Annotated in this window: 12 protein-coding genes and 1 pseudogene; 7 read left to right on the top strand and 6 right to left on the bottom strand. The window is 54.7% G+C overall.

Going from position 1 to position 16,510, the window contains the following annotated elements; all coding sequences use genetic code 11:
• The first annotated feature begins 1 nt into the window (after position 1).
• Both ACIX8_RS10895 and ACIX8_RS10905 read left to right on the top strand, forming a co-directional pair.
• A complete protein-coding gene (locus ACIX8_RS10895; RefSeq protein WP_223295514.1) occupies positions 2–208 on the top strand; it encodes an oleate hydratase in 207 nt (68 codons plus the stop codon).
• Between the two features lie 1,215 nt (positions 209–1,423).
• Complete coding sequence (locus ACIX8_RS10905) at positions 1,424–1,813, top strand: Arm DNA-binding domain-containing protein (protein WP_044176567.1); 390 nt, start codon at positions 1,424–1,426, stop codon at positions 1,811–1,813.
• A 139-nt stretch (positions 1,814–1,952) separates the two neighbouring features.
• Here the strand turns inward: ACIX8_RS10905 and ACIX8_RS26335 are convergent, their stop codons facing one another.
• Positions 1,953–5,378 carry a beta strand repeat-containing protein gene (locus tag ACIX8_RS26335; RefSeq protein WP_150110570.1) on the bottom strand — a complete coding sequence of 1,142 codons (3,426 nt, stop codon included), beginning with the start codon at positions 5,376–5,378 and terminating at the stop codon, positions 1,953–1,955.
• Positions 5,379–6,310: 932 nt separating this feature from the next.
• Between ACIX8_RS26335 and ACIX8_RS10920 the strand changes: the two genes are divergently transcribed.
• Positions 6,311–6,739, top strand: coding sequence for an OsmC family protein (locus tag ACIX8_RS10920; RefSeq protein WP_014265394.1), 429 nt, complete (start codon positions 6,311–6,313; stop codon positions 6,737–6,739).
• Positions 6,740–6,878: 139 nt separating this feature from the next.
• On the opposite strand, the pseudogene ACIX8_RS10925 reads toward ACIX8_RS10920, so the two are convergent.
• The 3 genes and pseudogenes from ACIX8_RS10925 to ACIX8_RS10935 all read right to left on the bottom strand — a co-directional run bounded on the left by ACIX8_RS10925 (position 6,879) and on the right by ACIX8_RS10935 (position 9,242).
• Positions 6,879–7,880: pseudogene (locus ACIX8_RS10925) on the bottom strand (nucleotidyl transferase AbiEii/AbiGii toxin family protein).
• Complete coding sequence (locus ACIX8_RS10930) at positions 7,873–8,226, bottom strand: DUF6088 family protein (protein ID WP_014265395.1); 354 nt, start codon at positions 8,224–8,226, stop codon at positions 7,873–7,875. Before ACIX8_RS10930 ends, ACIX8_RS10925 begins: the two are co-directional and overlap by 8 nt.
• A gap of 701 nt (positions 8,227–8,927) precedes the next feature.
• Positions 8,928–9,242 (bottom strand): tyrosine-type recombinase/integrase, encoded by a 315-nt coding sequence (locus ACIX8_RS10935; RefSeq protein ID WP_317623998.1) that lies wholly within the window; start codon positions 9,240–9,242, stop codon positions 8,928–8,930.
• Positions 9,243–9,330: 88 nt separating this feature from the next.
• Between ACIX8_RS10935 and ACIX8_RS10940 the strand changes: the two genes are divergently transcribed.
• From ACIX8_RS10940 to ACIX8_RS10955, 4 genes are all read left to right on the top strand, one after another.
• Positions 9,331–9,945, top strand: a complete 615-nt coding sequence (locus ACIX8_RS10940) for an ECF-type sigma factor (RefSeq protein WP_014265396.1) — start codon at positions 9,331–9,333, stop codon at positions 9,943–9,945.
• A complete protein-coding gene (locus ACIX8_RS10945) occupies positions 9,935–12,769 on the top strand; it encodes a serine/threonine protein kinase (protein ID WP_014265397.1) in 2,835 nt (944 codons plus the stop codon). Before ACIX8_RS10940 ends, ACIX8_RS10945 begins: the two co-directional genes overlap by 11 nt.
• A gap of 34 nt (positions 12,770–12,803) precedes the next feature.
• A complete protein-coding gene (locus tag ACIX8_RS10950; RefSeq protein WP_014265398.1) occupies positions 12,804–13,448 on the top strand; it encodes a rhodanese-like domain-containing protein in 645 nt (214 codons plus the stop codon).
• 357 nt (positions 13,449–13,805) lie between these two features.
• On the top strand, positions 13,806–14,339 hold the full coding sequence (locus tag ACIX8_RS10955; protein ID WP_014265399.1) for a sigma-70 family RNA polymerase sigma factor: 534 nt from the start codon (positions 13,806–13,808) through the stop codon (positions 14,337–14,339).
• A gap of 222 nt (positions 14,340–14,561) precedes the next feature.
• On the opposite strand, the gene ACIX8_RS10960 is transcribed toward ACIX8_RS10955, so the two are convergent.
• The gene (locus tag ACIX8_RS10960) at positions 14,562–14,978 is read right to left on the bottom strand and encodes a secondary thiamine-phosphate synthase enzyme YjbQ (protein WP_014265400.1); all 417 of its coding nucleotides are present in this window, start codon (positions 14,976–14,978) and stop codon (positions 14,562–14,564) included.
• A 48-nt stretch (positions 14,979–15,026) separates the two neighbouring features.
• Positions 15,027–16,139 (bottom strand): hypothetical protein, encoded by a 1,113-nt coding sequence (locus ACIX8_RS10965; protein ID WP_150110571.1) that lies wholly within the window; start codon positions 16,137–16,139, stop codon positions 15,027–15,029.
• Positions 16,140–16,510: the final 371 nt, after the last annotated feature.

The raw sequence follows: 16,510 nt of genomic DNA on the forward strand, positions 1-16,510 counted from the left end.
TTTGCTCGGAATCCCTCGCATGATGTCCTTCATCACGAGTCAGTTTCTGTGCCGATCCAAGGGCGACCGCCCTGAAGTGGTGCTGGAAGGTCCAAAGAATTTGGCGTTCATGGGCCAGTTCTGTGAAATGCCCGACGATATGGTCTTTATTGGACCGTCTGCCCACATGAGCGCGCTAACGATTGGTTGCAATCGGTGTATCTGCTAATGGGTAGAGATCGCCGGGAATTGCAAGCCGCGGAAGAACGAATTAAATAGAGCGGTTACCGGTTCCGTTTGATCGTCGATGGTTCCTTTTCTCCGAATCATGGTAGCGAGAAGTCTGTTTCTTTCGTCGAGCGTCAAGGCTTCAGAGAGTTGATTTCGCGTAGATGGCTCTGTCAGCCGATGGGCGTCTTTGCCTAGCAGGAATGATCCGGCTAGAGGGAAACACCATGAAGGACACATTGCAGGAGCGCAATAAGTCACTCGTACTGAAGGCCTTCGAGACGCTCTTCAACCAGCGCGATTATGAAACTGCGGAGCGGTACTGGTCTCCTCAATACATTCAGCACAGTGCCCATATCGAACCTGGGCGCGAAGAGTTCTTCAACCTTTTTAGACGCCGGCATTGTTCACTAGCACGTTCACCTTGCCCAGAGTCGCGCTGAGCCGTGCAAGTCGTATCAACTTGATTCTTGCCCAATGGCAACGGCAAGTAGCTGGCGAGCCCACCAATACCCCGTTGCGGATCGTCGATCTGCTGGCCGCAAATCCCTTCATTACCGCAACGGGCATCGCCGGCGAACTAGGCGTCGCCGGGCAGCTTGTTTGGTTCACTCATAGGGTTCAAGCGCGCAAATAGAACCGCGTCGCTATTAGCGATATACAGGAAAATCGAAAATAGTGAGTTCGCTTATTAGCGCTGGGGGTGATCGAGATCGAGCAATCATTTCGACTGATCTGTCGTGCTCCACAGACTCTCCCTACTCGTCGCGGACCTTGTGGAGCACGATAGCTGCCAGTTGCTGTTTCTTAGAATCTTACCGATGCACCCTGCTTCTCAGCATTCACTTACAGTTGCGGTTACTTCAGTTCTTTCACGGCGGTAACGTGGGCCTCAATCCCGTAGTGGAAATAAAATGCGGCGAAGTGCGCGGCGAAATAGATCAGTGAGTGCCATTTTCATGGATGGGGAATAGTTTGGGGAATGCTGTGGGAAAGCCTGCTATCCACTTTACTTTCAATGTCCGTGAATCCCTGGGGGCAACCAATACACCCATTTACCGATCTTCCTCGTACCTCTCTGAACATCCTCGCACGCGAGGATGTTCTTGTTTTTGCAAAGACTTACACGAAAATAGCGTGCGAAGGGGGCCGAGGGGGTGCGACCAGAGCCACCCTTTTCATTGGGGAATAAATTCCCCAAACTTTGGGGCACACGATGGCACTGACGATCAAAGAGATCAAAAATGCGAAGCCGAAGGACAAGAAGTACAAGATGCTCGACGGAGGGGGGCTCAGTCTGCTGGTCTTGCCGACAGGCACGAAGCTTTGGCTTTGGCGCTATCAGTTCAATGGCAGCGAGAAGAACATGACATTTGGGGAGTACCCAGTTGTCGCTCCCAAGGAAGCTCGAGATCTTCACTTCGCGGCGAAGAGGCTACTAGCTACTGGCATCAATCCGATGGCGGAACGCAAGGCAGAGGCCGAAGCGAAGCAGCAGAAGTTCAGAGCGCTTGAACGCGAAGCTGATAGCAGTTTCGCGAAGATCGCCCGAAAGTGGTGGGCATGGTGGTCGATTGGCAAATCTCCCAGGCACGCAAGCTCTTGAAGGTCCGAACGGTCAGGGTGGCTACGTACAGTTTGATTCAGTCAACGCGCTCGCGGAAGCAGGTGCTCATGTCGACACCTATCGTGCAACCGCGATAGATCGCCCCTACATGGCTCTAGCTTCACTGGACTCGTAACCCTTAGGGCCGCGTTCCGAGCGTGTTGTTGGTGGTGCCGGTTACGGTAGGTGTTACGACCGGAGCGGCACCGCCGATGATCTTGGTCACAGAGTTATTGCCTTTGTTGGGTATCCATACCGAGCCTGAGTTGTCGATGATGATGCCGGTTGGCGTGCTAATGCCTCCGCCCTGGTATCCGGTGCTCGGTGTCACCGCTGTGCCGGTTGAGCTGAGAACGCTGACAGAGTTATTGGCATTGGCGGCCCAGACCTGGCCCAGGCCATCGATGGCCAGCGACGTCGGCTTATTGACTCCGGCCGCAGCGTTGCCGGGTACCGCGATGACTGTACCCGTACTCGTAAACTCGGTGACAGCACTGGTTCCGTTGGCAACAGCCCAGACATCGCCGGCGTTGTCGAAGGCCACGGCACCGTAGGTACCGACCGTACCCGCTGTGCCCGCGCTCCCAGCCTGTGTTCCGGTTTCGGAGAGGCTGTCTAATGTACCGTTCGCGTTGATCACCCAGATCAGGCCGCCTTCCACTGTGAGCGCCGCGGTCGCAGCGGCCCCTGTCGGGCCATTGCTGGAAGTGATTGTGCTGGTCGTGTCATTCGCAGTTTCTATCGTGTTGCCCTTCACTTGCACCGCTACAGAGCAGGACGAGTTCGCCCCCAGGATAGGCTCCGAGATCGAGAAGGTCCCGCCGTTGACGTTGAAGGACCCGCAGGTCCCAGCGAGGAACGACACGAACGTGATGCCTGAAGGCAGCGTGTCCGTGTACTGCATATTCGTGAGCGCTACCGCATTCGGATTGGTCACCGTGATGGTGAGCCGTGAAGTATCTCCCACAGGGATCGTCGTCGGATTGAAAGCCGCCGAAGCCACCGGCGCAGTGAGCAGGTTGAGGTCGAAGCTGGCGCTCTGTGCCTCAATCACCGCCGTGGGCGCATGGAGCGTCAGGCCCGCATTCAGCTTCAGCCCACTGACTGAGGTCGCATTGGTCGCGGTCAGCGAATAGCTGGCCACACCGTTAGCCGTACTGGTGCTGGCCGAAACGGGCGAGCCGGAGAGCGTGGCGCCGCTGCTCAGCGTCACCGGGATGCTCTCGCTCGCGCCCAGGAAGGGACTGCCGCTTTCGGTCAGGGTAATGGCTACCGGGAAGGCTACGCCTGAAATCTCCGTGGCCGCCGGATCGGTGGTGAAGCTTATCGCATAGTGGCTCTCCACCGCTCCTGAATCCTGGCACGTCGCCGTGCCGTAGCTCGTTGTGCGCGGATCGCCGCGCTGGTCGGTCCCCGTTGCCGTGGAAGGATTGATGTCACAGATCGCCGGCGACCCTGGCAGCGGGACCATCGTCTGGGTCGGCCCACCATAGCTGCCCAGCGACGACAGGGCGACCGTACCCCCTACGAGATTGCCGTTGCTTCCATTGATGGGGCACGTACTTCCGCCACCGGCCCCGCAGTCGCCGCCGGTGTTGCCGGAGAGGATGGAATTCGTGACCGAGAGCGTTCCGTAGTTAAAGATTCCGCCCGCTGAGCCGGAGCTCGCCGAATTTCCGCTGAAAGTACTGTCCGTAATCGTGACAGTCGTTCCTGTATTAATGAACATGGCGCCGCCCGCATACGGTCCTAAGGCAGTGTTCCCGGTAAAGGTGCTGGAGCTAACGGTGACCGTTCCACTGCCTGCACTTACCGCGCCGCCTGGCGCGGAGGAGTTTCCGGTGAAGGTGCTCCCAGCTATGGCCAGGGTGCCTAACGTATAGATGGCTCCTCCACCATTCCCTCCGCCGGTGATAGAGCCCCCCGCATAGTTGTTGCTAAAGGTGGTATTCGTCACCGTGAGGACCCCGAGGTTATCGACCCCGCCCCCTTCGGCTGTGGTATGGCCGTTGGCGATGATCAGGTTACTGATCGAAGCATTGGTTACGCCGCTGGCAACGCTGAACACCGGGAAATTGCTGCTCGATCCGCCGCCGCTCACCGTCACCAGGTTGGTCAGCGTCGTTCCGCTGCCGCTCGTCGCGCCGGTGATGGTCGTGCTCGAAGGAACGCTCAACGAGCTCGCCAGCGTAATCGTCTGCGGCGTCGCAAATACCGTTGGGTCGAAGGTGACATTCCCCGCACCGAAGTCCGCAGCATTGGTCAGGGCCTCACGCAGTGTCCCCTGGCCGCTGTCCGCAGTGGAGGTCACCACAAAGTCGGGTACTGCAGAAGCCGTCAAAGCGGTGGCAATGGGGCCCTTGGTTGTAGAACCATTAACCGAGCCCGTATAGTTGAAGACCGGTGTGGCATCGAACGTTCCACTGCCGGCGCCTGATCCACCGGCGCCGCCTGTCGCACTGGCGCCAAGGGTACCGCTGTTTACCGTGATCAGAGTCCCCTGATTGACAAAGATGTCCGGGCCGGCAGCCGCGCCGCCACCACTGCTTCCATTGCCAAACGGAAATCCAGCAGACCCATTGCCTCCTGTTATCGCTCCAACGACAACACCTCCCGTACCGCCAGCGCCGCCCTCAGAGCCACCGCCACCGCCGCCAACGCCGCCAGCTCCACCACCGTCTTCGGCGCCGCCGCCGCCTCCGCCAAATCCGCCCTTACCTCCAGCCAGCACGCCGCCGCCTCCTCCTCCGCCAAATCCGCCGTTACCGGCGGCGTCAAGAGTCCCATTTGCGCCAGCACTGTTTGTCCCATAACCAGCCCCGCCTGTGCCTGGTGCAGATCCTGGGTTGCCATTCTCGTCTGCACCACCGCCTCCTCCAACGCCACCGGCGGCCCCATCTAATGTCGTTGTACTGCCATTTGCGCCCGGCCCCAGAACGCCGCCACCGCCACCATTCACGTAGGTACCGCTGGCGAGTGCACCATTTCCACCGTTGCCGCCTAAACCGCCGCCGCCTCCTCCGTCACCAGAGCCACTGGCGGAACAACCATTCCCACCGATCGCGCTGTCACTCGAAAAGTAGACATCACTCACCGTTACGGTAGCGGGCGCAGTGATGCCATTCACGAAGAGACCGCCACCCAGGCCGGCGCCTCCGCCTCCGCAGGCAATATGACCCAGTCCGCCATTGCCTCCCTTTCCCACCGCATTGCGTATGAGCAGGTTTTCCAGTTCCACCGTGCCGGTATCGACAAAGAACACGCGGTACGTGCCATTGCCGCTGATAATCACATTGCCCAGTGTCCCGCCATTGATCGTCAGGTTCTTCGTAATGGACGGTAATGGACCGTTCAGCGTAATGGTGCACAGAGTTCCGCAGTTGAACAGGATGGTCGATCCGCTCGTCGCGTTCAGCAGGGCGTACCGCAAATCGCCACTCTGCCCTGGACCATCCCCGGGATTGGTGGTCGTTGCTGCCGCGTCCGTGCTCAGCGTTACGGTCACCGTCTGTGCCGAAAGCGAGGTTCCCACAGCCGCACAGATCGCCACAGTCACAATTTTCATGAGGGGGAAAATCCACTTGCTGCCGCCCTTACGGCCACATCCCATGGGACTCATTTGCTCGCTCCCGTAATACTGCGTATACCGAATCGTGCTTCCGGTTCTTCAGGCCCGATGAAACGGCCTTATTACGCCAAGGCCTGGACGCACGTTGTTGGAACCCAACGCAAAGTGGTTTTTGTGGAGAATGACGTCACCATTTTACTCAAACGGCGTTTTCGCACAATGGCTGGCGAAAAAGTTAGAGTCTCGCCCCGTTCCTCTCCGCATATGCTGTGGCGATTCAAAGCGCGGCAAGGAACGCATCGAGCTGGCGATTGCTCGTGCAAGGAATCCATCCAGCGGAACCCGACATTATTGGCCTGTTCGCGATTGTTCACCTCGCTCTGAAGCCAACAGTTTTACCCGAACTGCTCAGTGAGCTTCCTATGTCCGGGCTATGCCGCGCCCTGCTGCTCGGGAGCATGGGGACTCGCTTTCCAGACGATTTTGGGAAGAAGCCGAGGTCATGAAATCTGCGTGAGATGTGCTCTTATGCCGCGATGCCGATCCGTTATCGGTGAGTGCATCGGGGATTTACCACCAATCGATATGGGACGGAGAGTGGGCGCAAGCCATGCGCAGTTGCAGAGAATAACGTTTTACCTGCACCACAAATCAATAAACCGGGCTTATGGTTTGAGTGGGATGCTGGCCCTAGCAGGCGGCAACCTTGGGACATGCGGTATCGTCCTCAGTATCGGAGGATTCACGCTGAGCATTGCCGGATCATCCTGACGATCGGCTATTTTCAGAAATCATTCAAGAAGCGCTGGTAGACTTTTCGTCGTCCCTGACTGAACTCAACCCGGACCTCGTCAGGTATGACGTTCAATAGGTCAAGACACGCCGTTGCCTTGGGAGCGGCTCGACATAACGACAGAAGGAGAATGAAAATGGCAGAGCTAAAGGCACAAGTTCACTATGGCGAGAATGATTTTTTTATCGGTATCAGTCCGGGTGGCCATGCCTCCATTATGGAAACCAACGGTGAGCGGGCCTCCGCTGCTACGCCGATGGAACTCCTGCTGCTAGCCGTTGGAGGTTGTATGGCCTCTGATGTGGTCGATATTCTCCGCAAGAAGCGCCAAAGGGTCACAGACTACAAGGTTGAAGTAACTGGCGATCGGCGTGAAGACTTTCCACGCAGCTTCAAGTCCATCAAGCTTCATCACATCCTGACCGGTGAATCGCTTTCGGAGGTCGCCGTCAAGCAGGCCATCGAGCTGTCCGATTCGAAGTATTGCAGTGTGTCAGCAACCCTGAGACCGACAGCAGAAATATCCGTCACGTATGAAATCGTTCCTGCATCAGTTGCAGCGTAGTTTGAGTCATTCTTTGCGCTCGTTCACTCGCTATTGATACCTGTAGCTTGCGGCAGCAGGGCAGCAGGCGGCGGGCCATTTCATTCGTCGACTTTGGGAAGATTCTAAGGAACGTTCCCAAGATGTGCATTAACGAGGCTCATTTCTCAGTGTTGATTTTATGTTCCAACGAAGTCAAGCCAGCCAGAATCGCTCCAAATGTTGGAGGCTCCCGGTAGAACATATCGCGCATTGCACGGTAGTCTCTTTCGAGCGCGGGAAGTTGGCTATCGGGAGGACTCAGCCGGAATGAGCCGGGGATAGCCAAGTCGTAACGCGCCCAGGAAGAGTAGTAGAACCGCTCCTTGAATTCGACGACTGATTTCAGCAAGGTGAGGTTGGCAAGCGCAGCCCTCCTGATGGGGCTTTCGCTCAGCTTGTATAGGTCGTAGTAATGCCGCGAGTACCGTGCAGGAACAGCGCCGGGACGATGGGCTTACTGGTGGAGGATCGTTGCCTTTTCCCAGAACGTCCGCTCGGCATCAATCGCGATGACCTCAAAGGCAGGATTGGAGAAGGCGTCGGAAAAGGCTTGAGCAGCGTATGCCTTGATGCTGTGAGAGCTGGAAGGAACCCACGACGCAAGCGGCCCAATCTCCAAGCGGACTGCAGGCCGGATATATTCAGCCTCAAACGCTGCCGGGTAGAACACGTTGACAGTATGTGGGGCGGCGTCGTCGATTCTGGCGACTACGCTAGAGATCGAAGCGAAGAGGTGGTTGAGTTGAGAGAGCAGCGTGTCGCGGATGTACGCAACTGCCCTATCGTTCATCTCTTGGTTGTGACGGGTTTGCTGTGTCTTGGAGGAGGTGGCTTGGTAGGGATTGTTGACGCCCTCTTGGTCATAGCCAAGAAGGCGCCAGTCGAGAACCAAGTCGATGTCTTCCGAGAAGCGGTCAATCAGCCCGAAGACCTTGGAAAGGCTTGTGCCATCTTTGAAGACTATTTGATTCTTCAAAGCCGGCTCCGCAAAGAGGAGTTTGAGAATCCAGCAAACCCAAAAATCCTTCTCGACAATGGCGGGATTCATCCCGAGCCGGCTTGCCGACTCTCGGAATAGATCCCGCCTGTCCGAGGCTGGTCCAGCGGCAATCTTATCCATGAACGGCCTCTTGAGTGATCTGCTGGATAGCGCTGTACACCCAGCCAGTCGCGGTTTTAGTATCTGCTAAAACTTTGGCCCGTAACGATACTGGGAGCCATGCCCGGATCTTCGAGACGATCTCTGAGGTAATTTGCTCCTGCCCAAGCGACTTGAGCGCCTGAACGATCAGTCCGCTTTCCTCGAGGTTGAAGCCCGACTCCTTCAATGCCGTGTGCTCGAAAGCCAAGGTAGTATTCCCAACCCGATAGACCCGATCTGGTCCATCCGAGAGATAGACGGTGCGGGCGGGAACCCGTGTATCTGCAAACTCAATATGAAGTTCCTGCGTGTTGAATAAGAGCACGTCTTGAAGGCACAAAAACGCCGGGTATCTGCCGTGCGTATCCCACCGTGATCAACTGAGGGAAGAAGGGAAGTAAGCCAAGCTGGTTTGGTTCCCCGCGGACCAACCCGATGCCCACATAGTGTGCTGTGGCTTTGTGGCATTTTTGTGGCAAATACCGCCATTTGGGCCGGTTTTACCGGTTTTGCCGTCTCATAAGTGCTTTGCCGTCAATACTTTGCTCCACGATAGCCACCTTCACACGGGGGAAGTCGTAGATTGCCATCCCGGAGGAGCTGCTCTTCAATCGCAAAATCAATTTTGTGCGAAGGTAGCGGATATCCAAGGGAAGCGACGCTCAAGGGCTCAACCATTCGTAACGATCCCAAGAGATCGATAATGTTTGGATCATCCCTCCATCGAGCCATAGTGGGCACTTTCGCAACCTGCGGTTAGGCGAAACGGGATGGAAAACGGCGGATCTTTCATGCTCTACAGAAGCTCCGCGACCGTCGTGGAGCTTCTGTGGAGCATGACTGCTGTTAGCTACTATTTCTTAGAGTTTTACCGATGCACTCTACTTCTCAGCCGTTCGTTGCAGTTGTGATTTACTTCAGTTCTTTCACGGCGGTAACACGGGTTCGAATCCCGTCGGGGACGCCAAATCATTTCAACAACTTAGCGCAAATCCCTAAAATCTGCCACCGTCCGATAAGAAAAAGCTATTTTTCGGATGGAGTTTTGCCGACTGAAAAACCAGCCGGGTTACTTGCCCTGAGCCGCACGTTTGGTTCCCTGATGGCTTGGGCATACAGATTGAGGGTGATACTGCTATTGGCGTATCGCATCAGTTCCTGAACAGTCTTCACGTCCTCGCCATGCGACTTCAGGATCGTCGTGTAGGAGTGACGGAACGTGTGCCATCCCACCTTACCGGTGATCATCGCTCTCTTTGAGAGCGGGCTTTCTTCCTTATTTGATGGTGTTTGATAAAGTTCGACGGTAGGACCCAATCCCAAAGGCAATCGCCTTCGCAACGACCTGTTCTTTCAACAAGAAATGCAGGGTTATCACCTGTGGGGCGTTCATGCCGGGGCGTGCTATTTTCTGAAGAGGAGACTCTGAATGTCCAAGGGGGCGCCCCTCAGTGCAGCACTAGAAGGTCGGGGTGATGTAACCAGTCTTCTCGCTCTCTGGAGTCGAGGAGATGATTCAGCCCTCGAACAACTCACTCCCATTATTTACGACGATTTACTTCGCCTCGCCAAGGCAAAGTTGAGACGCGAGTATGGCGATTGCACGCTTGAACCAACGGGTTTGGTTCACGAAGCCTATCTCCGGCTGGCTGGCCAGAGCAAGGTACATGCTGAAAGTCGTATCCATTTCTATGCGATTGCAGCCAATACCATGAGACGCGTGCTGATTGAGCACGCGAGAAACCATAACGCTCAGAAACGGGGCGGCGGGATGAGGATTACATTGCAAACGGGGATGGATATCGCCCAGGAGCGCCCGCCGGACTTTATCATGCTGGATGAAGCCCTTGGACGACTGGCACAAATTGATAAAAGGAAGAGCCAAACCATCGAACTTAAGTATTTTGGCGGTCTGAGTACGGAAGAAATTGGTCTGCATTTAGGGATTTCGGTGGCGACTGTCGGCCGCGAACTCCGCCTGGGACAAGCATGGATACGCCGCGAGATGTCAGGCGCTCTGATCGATAACAAAGATGAAAAGTGATCGTTGGCAACTGATCGAGGAGATCTTTCAGGGAGCCCTGGACCGGCCATCGGAGGAACGGAAGCAGTTTGTCGAGCAGGCGTGTGGGAATGACAAGCAACTACGCTCCGAGATCGAGTCTCTTCTTGCAAGCGACAATGACGCCGAGAGCGTACTCCATTCCGTGATAGCGAAAGACCTGAAGGAAATGACGAGTACTTCAGGCCCCTCGGAGATCGGACTGCGCCTTGGCCCCTATCTTCTGGTGCGCGAGTTAGATAGCGGGGGGATGGGGGTTGTGTACTTTGCTGTCCGTTCTGACGATCAGTATTTCCAGATCGTGGCTATCAAAACGATTCGCAAGGGGCGCGACTCAGAGGAGATGGTTCAACAGTTTCGCATGGAACGGCAGGTTCTGGCGACGCTAAACCACCCGAATATCGGTGCCATTCTTGATGGAGGCGAGACCGAAGATGGTCGTCCCTTCATCGTGATGGAGTATGTGGAAGGTCAGCCGATCACGCTTGCCAGCAAAAACCACAACCTATCGATTCGGCAACGCATTGAACTATTTCGTTCAGTATGTTCCGCCGTTCACTACGCTCATCAGAAGCTGATCTTGCATCGAGACATCAAGCCAAGCAACGTGATGGTTACGCCGGAGGGCATGGTCAAGCTCATTGACTTCGGAATTTCAAAACCGCTGGTGCCGCAACCGATTCAAGGACATGTTTCCTCTGCGAAAACCAGCTCCAGAATGATGACTCCTGACTATGCAAGCCCGGAGCAGCTTCAGGGAAAACAACTGACCACTGCTACTGACATCTATTCTCTGGGAGTCCTGCTGTTCGAGCTTCTGACAGGTTCGCGTCCCTATAAGCTTCAAAATCTGTCGGACGCCGCAGCGGAGCAAGTCGTTTTCAAGAAAGATAGCTGGAAGCTAAGCCTGGCTCCAGATCTGCCTCGCCGGATCCGAAAGGAGTTATCGGGAGACCTCGACGGGATTGTACTGAGGGCGATGGATCCCGATCCATCACGACGCTACCTGTCGGTTCAGCACTTTGACGAGGATCTGTTTCGCTACCTGGAAGGCAGGCCTGTTTCCGCGAGAAAGACATCCGCTGCCTATCGATTGAGAAAGTTGATGCAACGCCATAAGACAGCGGTGGTTGCGACATCTGCCGTCTCTGTAGCATTAATTTTTTCTCTCCTCATCGGTTCGAGGCAATCTCGCCTGGCCGATCGTCGAGTGCGGCAGGTTCGGACGCTTTCGGACTCCGCTATCTCGGATATGACCGACAAGCTCCAACATTCTTCCGCCTCCGCAGAGACACAGGCAGCAATTTTCCGCAGTGCGCTCCGGTATTTGGATGGACTGCAAAAGAGCACTGGAAACGACCCTCGATTATTGCTTGAACTGTCCAAAGCTTATGTGCGCGTTGGCGACCTGGAGGGGTCACCCTCGGTTGCCGATTTGGGCAACTCGGATGCTGCCATTACCAGCTACCAGGGAGCTTTGCGGGTTGCCATGGAAGCGAATAGCCGAACACCTGGTTACGAGAGCACTGAAGCTGTCATTGAAGCCTATCAACGCCTGGGCAGCATCGAAAAGTTTCTCGGAAGTCTGCATCAAGCGAATGATCATTACCAGCAAGGACTTTTGTTGGCACAAGATTTCTGGAAGCAAAGACCTGCCGATCCGACTCGTATACGGCTTTTGGCGATGAGCTATGCAGGAATCGGCGATGTCAATCTCGGGGGCTTGAATCCGGAGCAGGCATTAGATAGATATTCTGCGGCTTTACGGATATTCGGGGACAATCCAAACGGCGCCGAAGATCATGATCGAATACTGATTAAGCTTTATCTTAACGAAGCGGACGCTCTCAACGAACTTGGCCATCAATCGGAGTCTCTAGCCTACGGTCGAAAAGCGGTGGCTCTTGCCGAGGCTTTAGTGCAAAGGTTTCCATCCTCGGCCCAAGTGCGGCGCGAGCTCTTTTTGGCGGACGAGAAGGTCGTCCTGGTTTTAGCTGGAAGAGACGCCCTGAATATAGGAGATTCCGCGCAGGCGCAGATCTACGCTCGAAAGGCACTTGCGATTGCGCAAATGCTCGTTGGGATCGACAGCACAAATGCTCAGGCAAATTTCGATCTGGCTCTCGCATACCAGGCGATGGGTGACTCTTTTCGCCTTGACAACATGCACATGGCCAGCGTGTGGTATCGAAGTTCGATTACTCTCACGAAGCGGTTGACTCCGATGTATGGCGCGGCCGCGCGGCACTTGATCGCGATACGGGATGAGGCGCTGGCGGAAGTGCTCCCCAGCGAAGCGGACGCGCCGGAGCGGCTGCGTCTTCTTCTGGAAGCAAATCTGATCAGGAGGGAATTGGCCGAGAGCAGTCCGCATGGGCGCCTCCATTTGATGGGATCGTACTGCAAGCTGAGCGATGCGGAACTCGCCGTGAAAGATCTTGCAAAGGCTCGCCAGTACTCGAATGCAGCGTTGCCCTTTCTCCATGAGTTCGGGACGGAGTCTCCCAGTTTGCTGGTTCTGAGAGACGTAGGGTCCTGCTATGAAAGTGAAGGAAATGCACAGTTTCACGCGGCATTGGACCCAACCCTCCCTCTTGCTGCTCGGCATGCTGCCGAAGCCGAGTCGAATGAGTGGTATCGGAACAGTGCAAAGGTGTGGGCAACGTGGAATAGACGAGGCGTAGCTACAGCGGAAAGCGAACAGGAACGGCAAAAGGTAGAACGGCTCCTCAAAAGATCGAGCGATCTCTCCCAGAGAGATAAAGAACAACTGAAATTAGTGGCAAAGGATGATCGAAAACCGTGATGCAGTGCGCATATAGGTAAAGAGGAAGATTCATTTGCCGGAACCATCAGAACTTCAGCAGCTAACAGCAGCCGAGCTGGAGAAAGAATGTCGCCAGGGTGTTCTTATTTTGGACACAAGAGCCGCAGAACAATTTGCCACGTTCCATATTCCCAAAACGCTACAGATTGGCCTCATGGGGCCTTTTGCAAGTTGGGCAGCGATCCTGATCAGGCCTACGCAGCAACTTCTAATCATTGCCGAAGATTCAAATAGTGCCTATGAGGCACAAAACCGTTTGGCAAGGGTAGGTCTCCAAAATGTGATCGGATATGCTCTCGCAGACGAAAAGGCGTGGCGTCGGCAAGGCTTCACGCTCATCAGTCTCCCTATACATCGGTGTGACGATATACGCCAGGCTCTACAAGAAGATCGCCCACTGCAGCTCATCGACGTCCGTAGCCGGGCGGAGTGGTTGAAAGGGCACCTGCCTGGTGCGATCTCGATGCCTTTGCTTGAACTTAGTTCAGATGCCGCATCCGTCGATCTCTCTAAACTCAATGTTTTGTACTGCGAGGAAGGGCATCGAGCGACGACTGCGGCTAGCCTTCTGCTGCGGAGCAACTCCGGCGATCTCGGTATTTTGATCGACGGAATGGAAGGATGGCGAGCCTCCGATTTGCCCCTGGAAACGTCATAGACGAGCGGACGCATCTCGTGTTGATGATTTGCCGGACGATTTCCCAAAAAAATGCAATCGGATGATCGATCTGTAGCCTCCTTTGCGCATTCTAAGCTGAGAAACAAAAACCGCCCTTGTTAAGGAGCAGCGTTTACTGGATCAGCTTGAATGATTGGGCAACTTGAATGGGTGTGGCCACCTGCTTATTCCAAGCGATCGATTCGCTTTCTGTCAGAGAGCAAGCTGAACGCAGGTAAATAGAGGCATCCCAGTGTAAGCACTTCTCTAAAACTATGAATATGGCTGCAGTTATGTAGACATCCACGAATACTTCATCGGCGGTTGCCAAGTCATCATGATCGGAAGCTAATACTTATGCTCTGCGAACACTACGGCTCAGTCGAGGCTTACAGCTCAAGCGTCGAACATATCAATGCGTTATATGGCTACGCGATGGTTTTGACTCGCAACTCTGCGGAAGCAGAGGATCTGGTACAGGAAACGTACGTGCGTGCCATACCGGCAATAAGCAGGCTCCGTGGGGAGAGCAATATAAAAAATTGGCTCTTTAAAATTCTCCGAAACGCATGGCTGAACCAACTGAGGAAACAGAGAACCGGCCCTCAGATCGTTCAATTTGATATGGAGTTTAGTTCTGCAGGTGACTTAGTCGATCCTGGCAAACAATCCTATGAGAGCTATGTGAACAAGCTGGAAGCCGAGCAGGTACGAGCGGCGATTGAACAGTTACCTGCCGAATTCCGAGAGATTATTGTGCTACGCGAATTTGAAGAATTATCGTATCAGGAGATCGCTTATCTTCTGGATTGCCCTACAGGGACAGTCATGTCGCGTCTTGCAAGAGCGCGCTCTAAGCTTCGGGCATTGCTTTCACCAGCCTTTGCATGATCCGAACCCATTCCACTCTGCGACGCGCTCGACGTCACTGGCCAGAACGAGTACGTCGGTTGGTATGGTGGATCCCCCGAAGACGCCGACAGAATTCACTGGAGTTTCCCGCAAAAGCTCGTCATTATGAGTGAGTTCGGTGCCGAAGCCAAGTACGGTAACCACGGCGTGACCAACCAGCACTGGACTAAAGAGCAACAGGTCTACGTCTTCCAGCTTGGATTATTCTCCCACCAGGTGAAGGACGATCTCTCGTCTGTGAGGATGCACTCTGTGCTCAAAAAGGTAGACACCCTGCCAGGTACCCAGTACGAGAGCGCCCTTCACCACAGGGATTGATAATTGAACCTGAGTCAGTGCCGTCTTCAGATGAGCCGGCATGTCGTCTGGACCTTCTGAGTCATGTTCGTACGCTCCATCTTCGGGTGCGATGCGGTCGAAGTATGCTTTGAGGTCGAGACGCACGGTAGGATCGGCATTCTCCTGAATCAACAGCGAAGCAGAGGTATGTCGGCAAAAGACCGTCAATAGTCCGGTCTGCACCTGCTGGCCGCTTGTCCACTGGCTAATACTCGATGTGAATTCGTAGAGACCCTGGCCTCGCGTTGTGATTTCAAGATTGTGCACTGCTTGCTTCAATCGACTCTTCCTCCGCTTTCCTTAAATATTACTTTCCTGTGCCCGCAATCAATGTCCAGTCTCAGGGAGACGATGACAGGCTACTACTTCGAAGGTATCGAGTGACGAGGCCATGGTATTTACGCGGAGCAGGATCTCAAACTGAGCATTGCGATCATAAACGTCGATACCGTGCTCCTGAAGCACTCGGTCTATGGAATCCACATCTGTGACTAACCTGTAGGCCGCTTCCGTGGCTACAGCGTTGGAACCGGCAAGGATCAGAACGTGCCCTGTTTGATTCGGATTCTCGAGCAATCCTATAATCGCAAATGCCTGCCCTGTTCCCCATCCTGGAGACGTAGGAGCATAAACGGATGTCTCTCCGTGTCCGACTCTTCGGTTATTAATAATTTCTTCATGCCGCTTTGGATCATATGTGAAATAGAAATCGAGCCGATCCTGGAAGAGAGCAACCCAGGGATCCGACACTGGGCTGCCGAGTAGTATGAAGTTGTCTTCCGTCTTGAAGTCCTGGGATTGAAGCGCTCTGGCGCGATATGTGTTAATGGGCCCCGATGGGAGCAGACTCCTGACACTGAGGGCGAAGTCGGCATCAATCATAGGAACGTTATAACCCTTGAAGAGCCGTTCTATAACGCTGGAAGGATGATCCAATAGCTGTTGCGTGGGTAAGTAGCGATGGTCTGCGTAGTCCGTGAGTGAAATCGCGCTCCCGGTGAGTCCTTGAAGAGCAACGATGTCGGGATCGCTAAATACAATCTTCAGTTGCTCTCGGCGCGGCAGCATAGCCGCCCACGGCAGACGGTCGGCTTTGGTCGACGGCATGCGGTAGTGATACACGCTCGCCAAAAGACCTAACACCATCAAGGCCATCGCCACCGGCAGGAGGCGACGCCAGATGGAAGACCGTGTAGCCGGTGGTTGCGGAATCTCCTCTGGCTCGGATGGCTGTGGAGAGTTGGGTATCTCTGGTGGGGCAGCCTGCTCAACGAACTCAATGACATAGGCCCCGGGAGGCAGGTCTAGACGGATGTCTGTTTCGACATCGTCATAGAAACGCTTCAGTCGTCTCCTGACGTCGGTCGCAGTCACGCGCACGATCGCATCCTCACCCGTATCGTAGGCAGGATCGCGGCCGAACAGCTGCATCCCAATCATGCGTTCCTTCAACTCGTCGTGCTGGCCCGCCAGCGTCTTATCCAGGAGATGTTGTAGAAACTCACAACTCCTGCGACTTCTGCTGAACGCTCGACTTGTTACGATCCGATCAACATGGTGCCGTAGCTCGTTCGCGCGCGAAACGATCAAATCGGTCCTGAGGGTGAACAAATCTTCATTCGATGGTTCCTGCTTTATCGGGTTCACACGGCGAACATATCAAATTCACGATTCATGACTGTTAAAACTCACGTTAGGAAATAAATCTCATATTTACAGTGACATCCCAAACTGTTACGAATCCGGTCCTAACTACCGGATCGACGGCTGACGTGTGTACATAGAGGAGGAACATTGATTTCACTGCCAGC

The sequence above is a fragment of the Granulicella mallensis MP5ACTX8 genome, assembly GCF_000178955.2.
Classification (GTDB): Bacteria; Acidobacteriota; Terriglobia; order Terriglobales; family Acidobacteriaceae; genus Granulicella; species Granulicella mallensis.

Bases quoted from the DNA above. Each gene is read 5' to 3' on its own strand.
- ACIX8_RS10905 (WP_044176567.1), top strand. From the start codon at position 1,424: ATGGCACTGACGATCAAAGAGATCAAAAATGCGAAGCCGAAGGACAAG.
- ACIX8_RS26335 (WP_150110570.1), bottom strand. From the start codon at position 5,378: ATGAAAATTGTGACTGTGGCGATCTGTGCGGCTGTGGGAACCTCGCTT.
- ACIX8_RS10920 (WP_014265394.1), top strand. From the start codon at position 6,311: ATGGCAGAGCTAAAGGCACAAGTTCACTATGGCGAGAATGATTTTTTT.
- ACIX8_RS10940 (WP_014265396.1), top strand. From the start codon at position 9,331: ATGTCCAAGGGGGCGCCCCTCAGTGCAGCACTAGAAGGTCGGGGTGAT.
- ACIX8_RS10945 (WP_014265397.1), top strand. From the start codon at position 9,935: ATGAAAAGTGATCGTTGGCAACTGATCGAGGAGATCTTTCAGGGAGCC.
- ACIX8_RS10955 (WP_014265399.1), top strand. From the start codon at position 13,806: ATGCTCTGCGAACACTACGGCTCAGTCGAGGCTTACAGCTCAAGCGTC.
- ACIX8_RS10965 (WP_150110571.1), bottom strand. From the start codon at position 16,139: ATGATTGGGATGCAGCTGTTCGGCCGCGATCCTGCCTACGATACGGGT.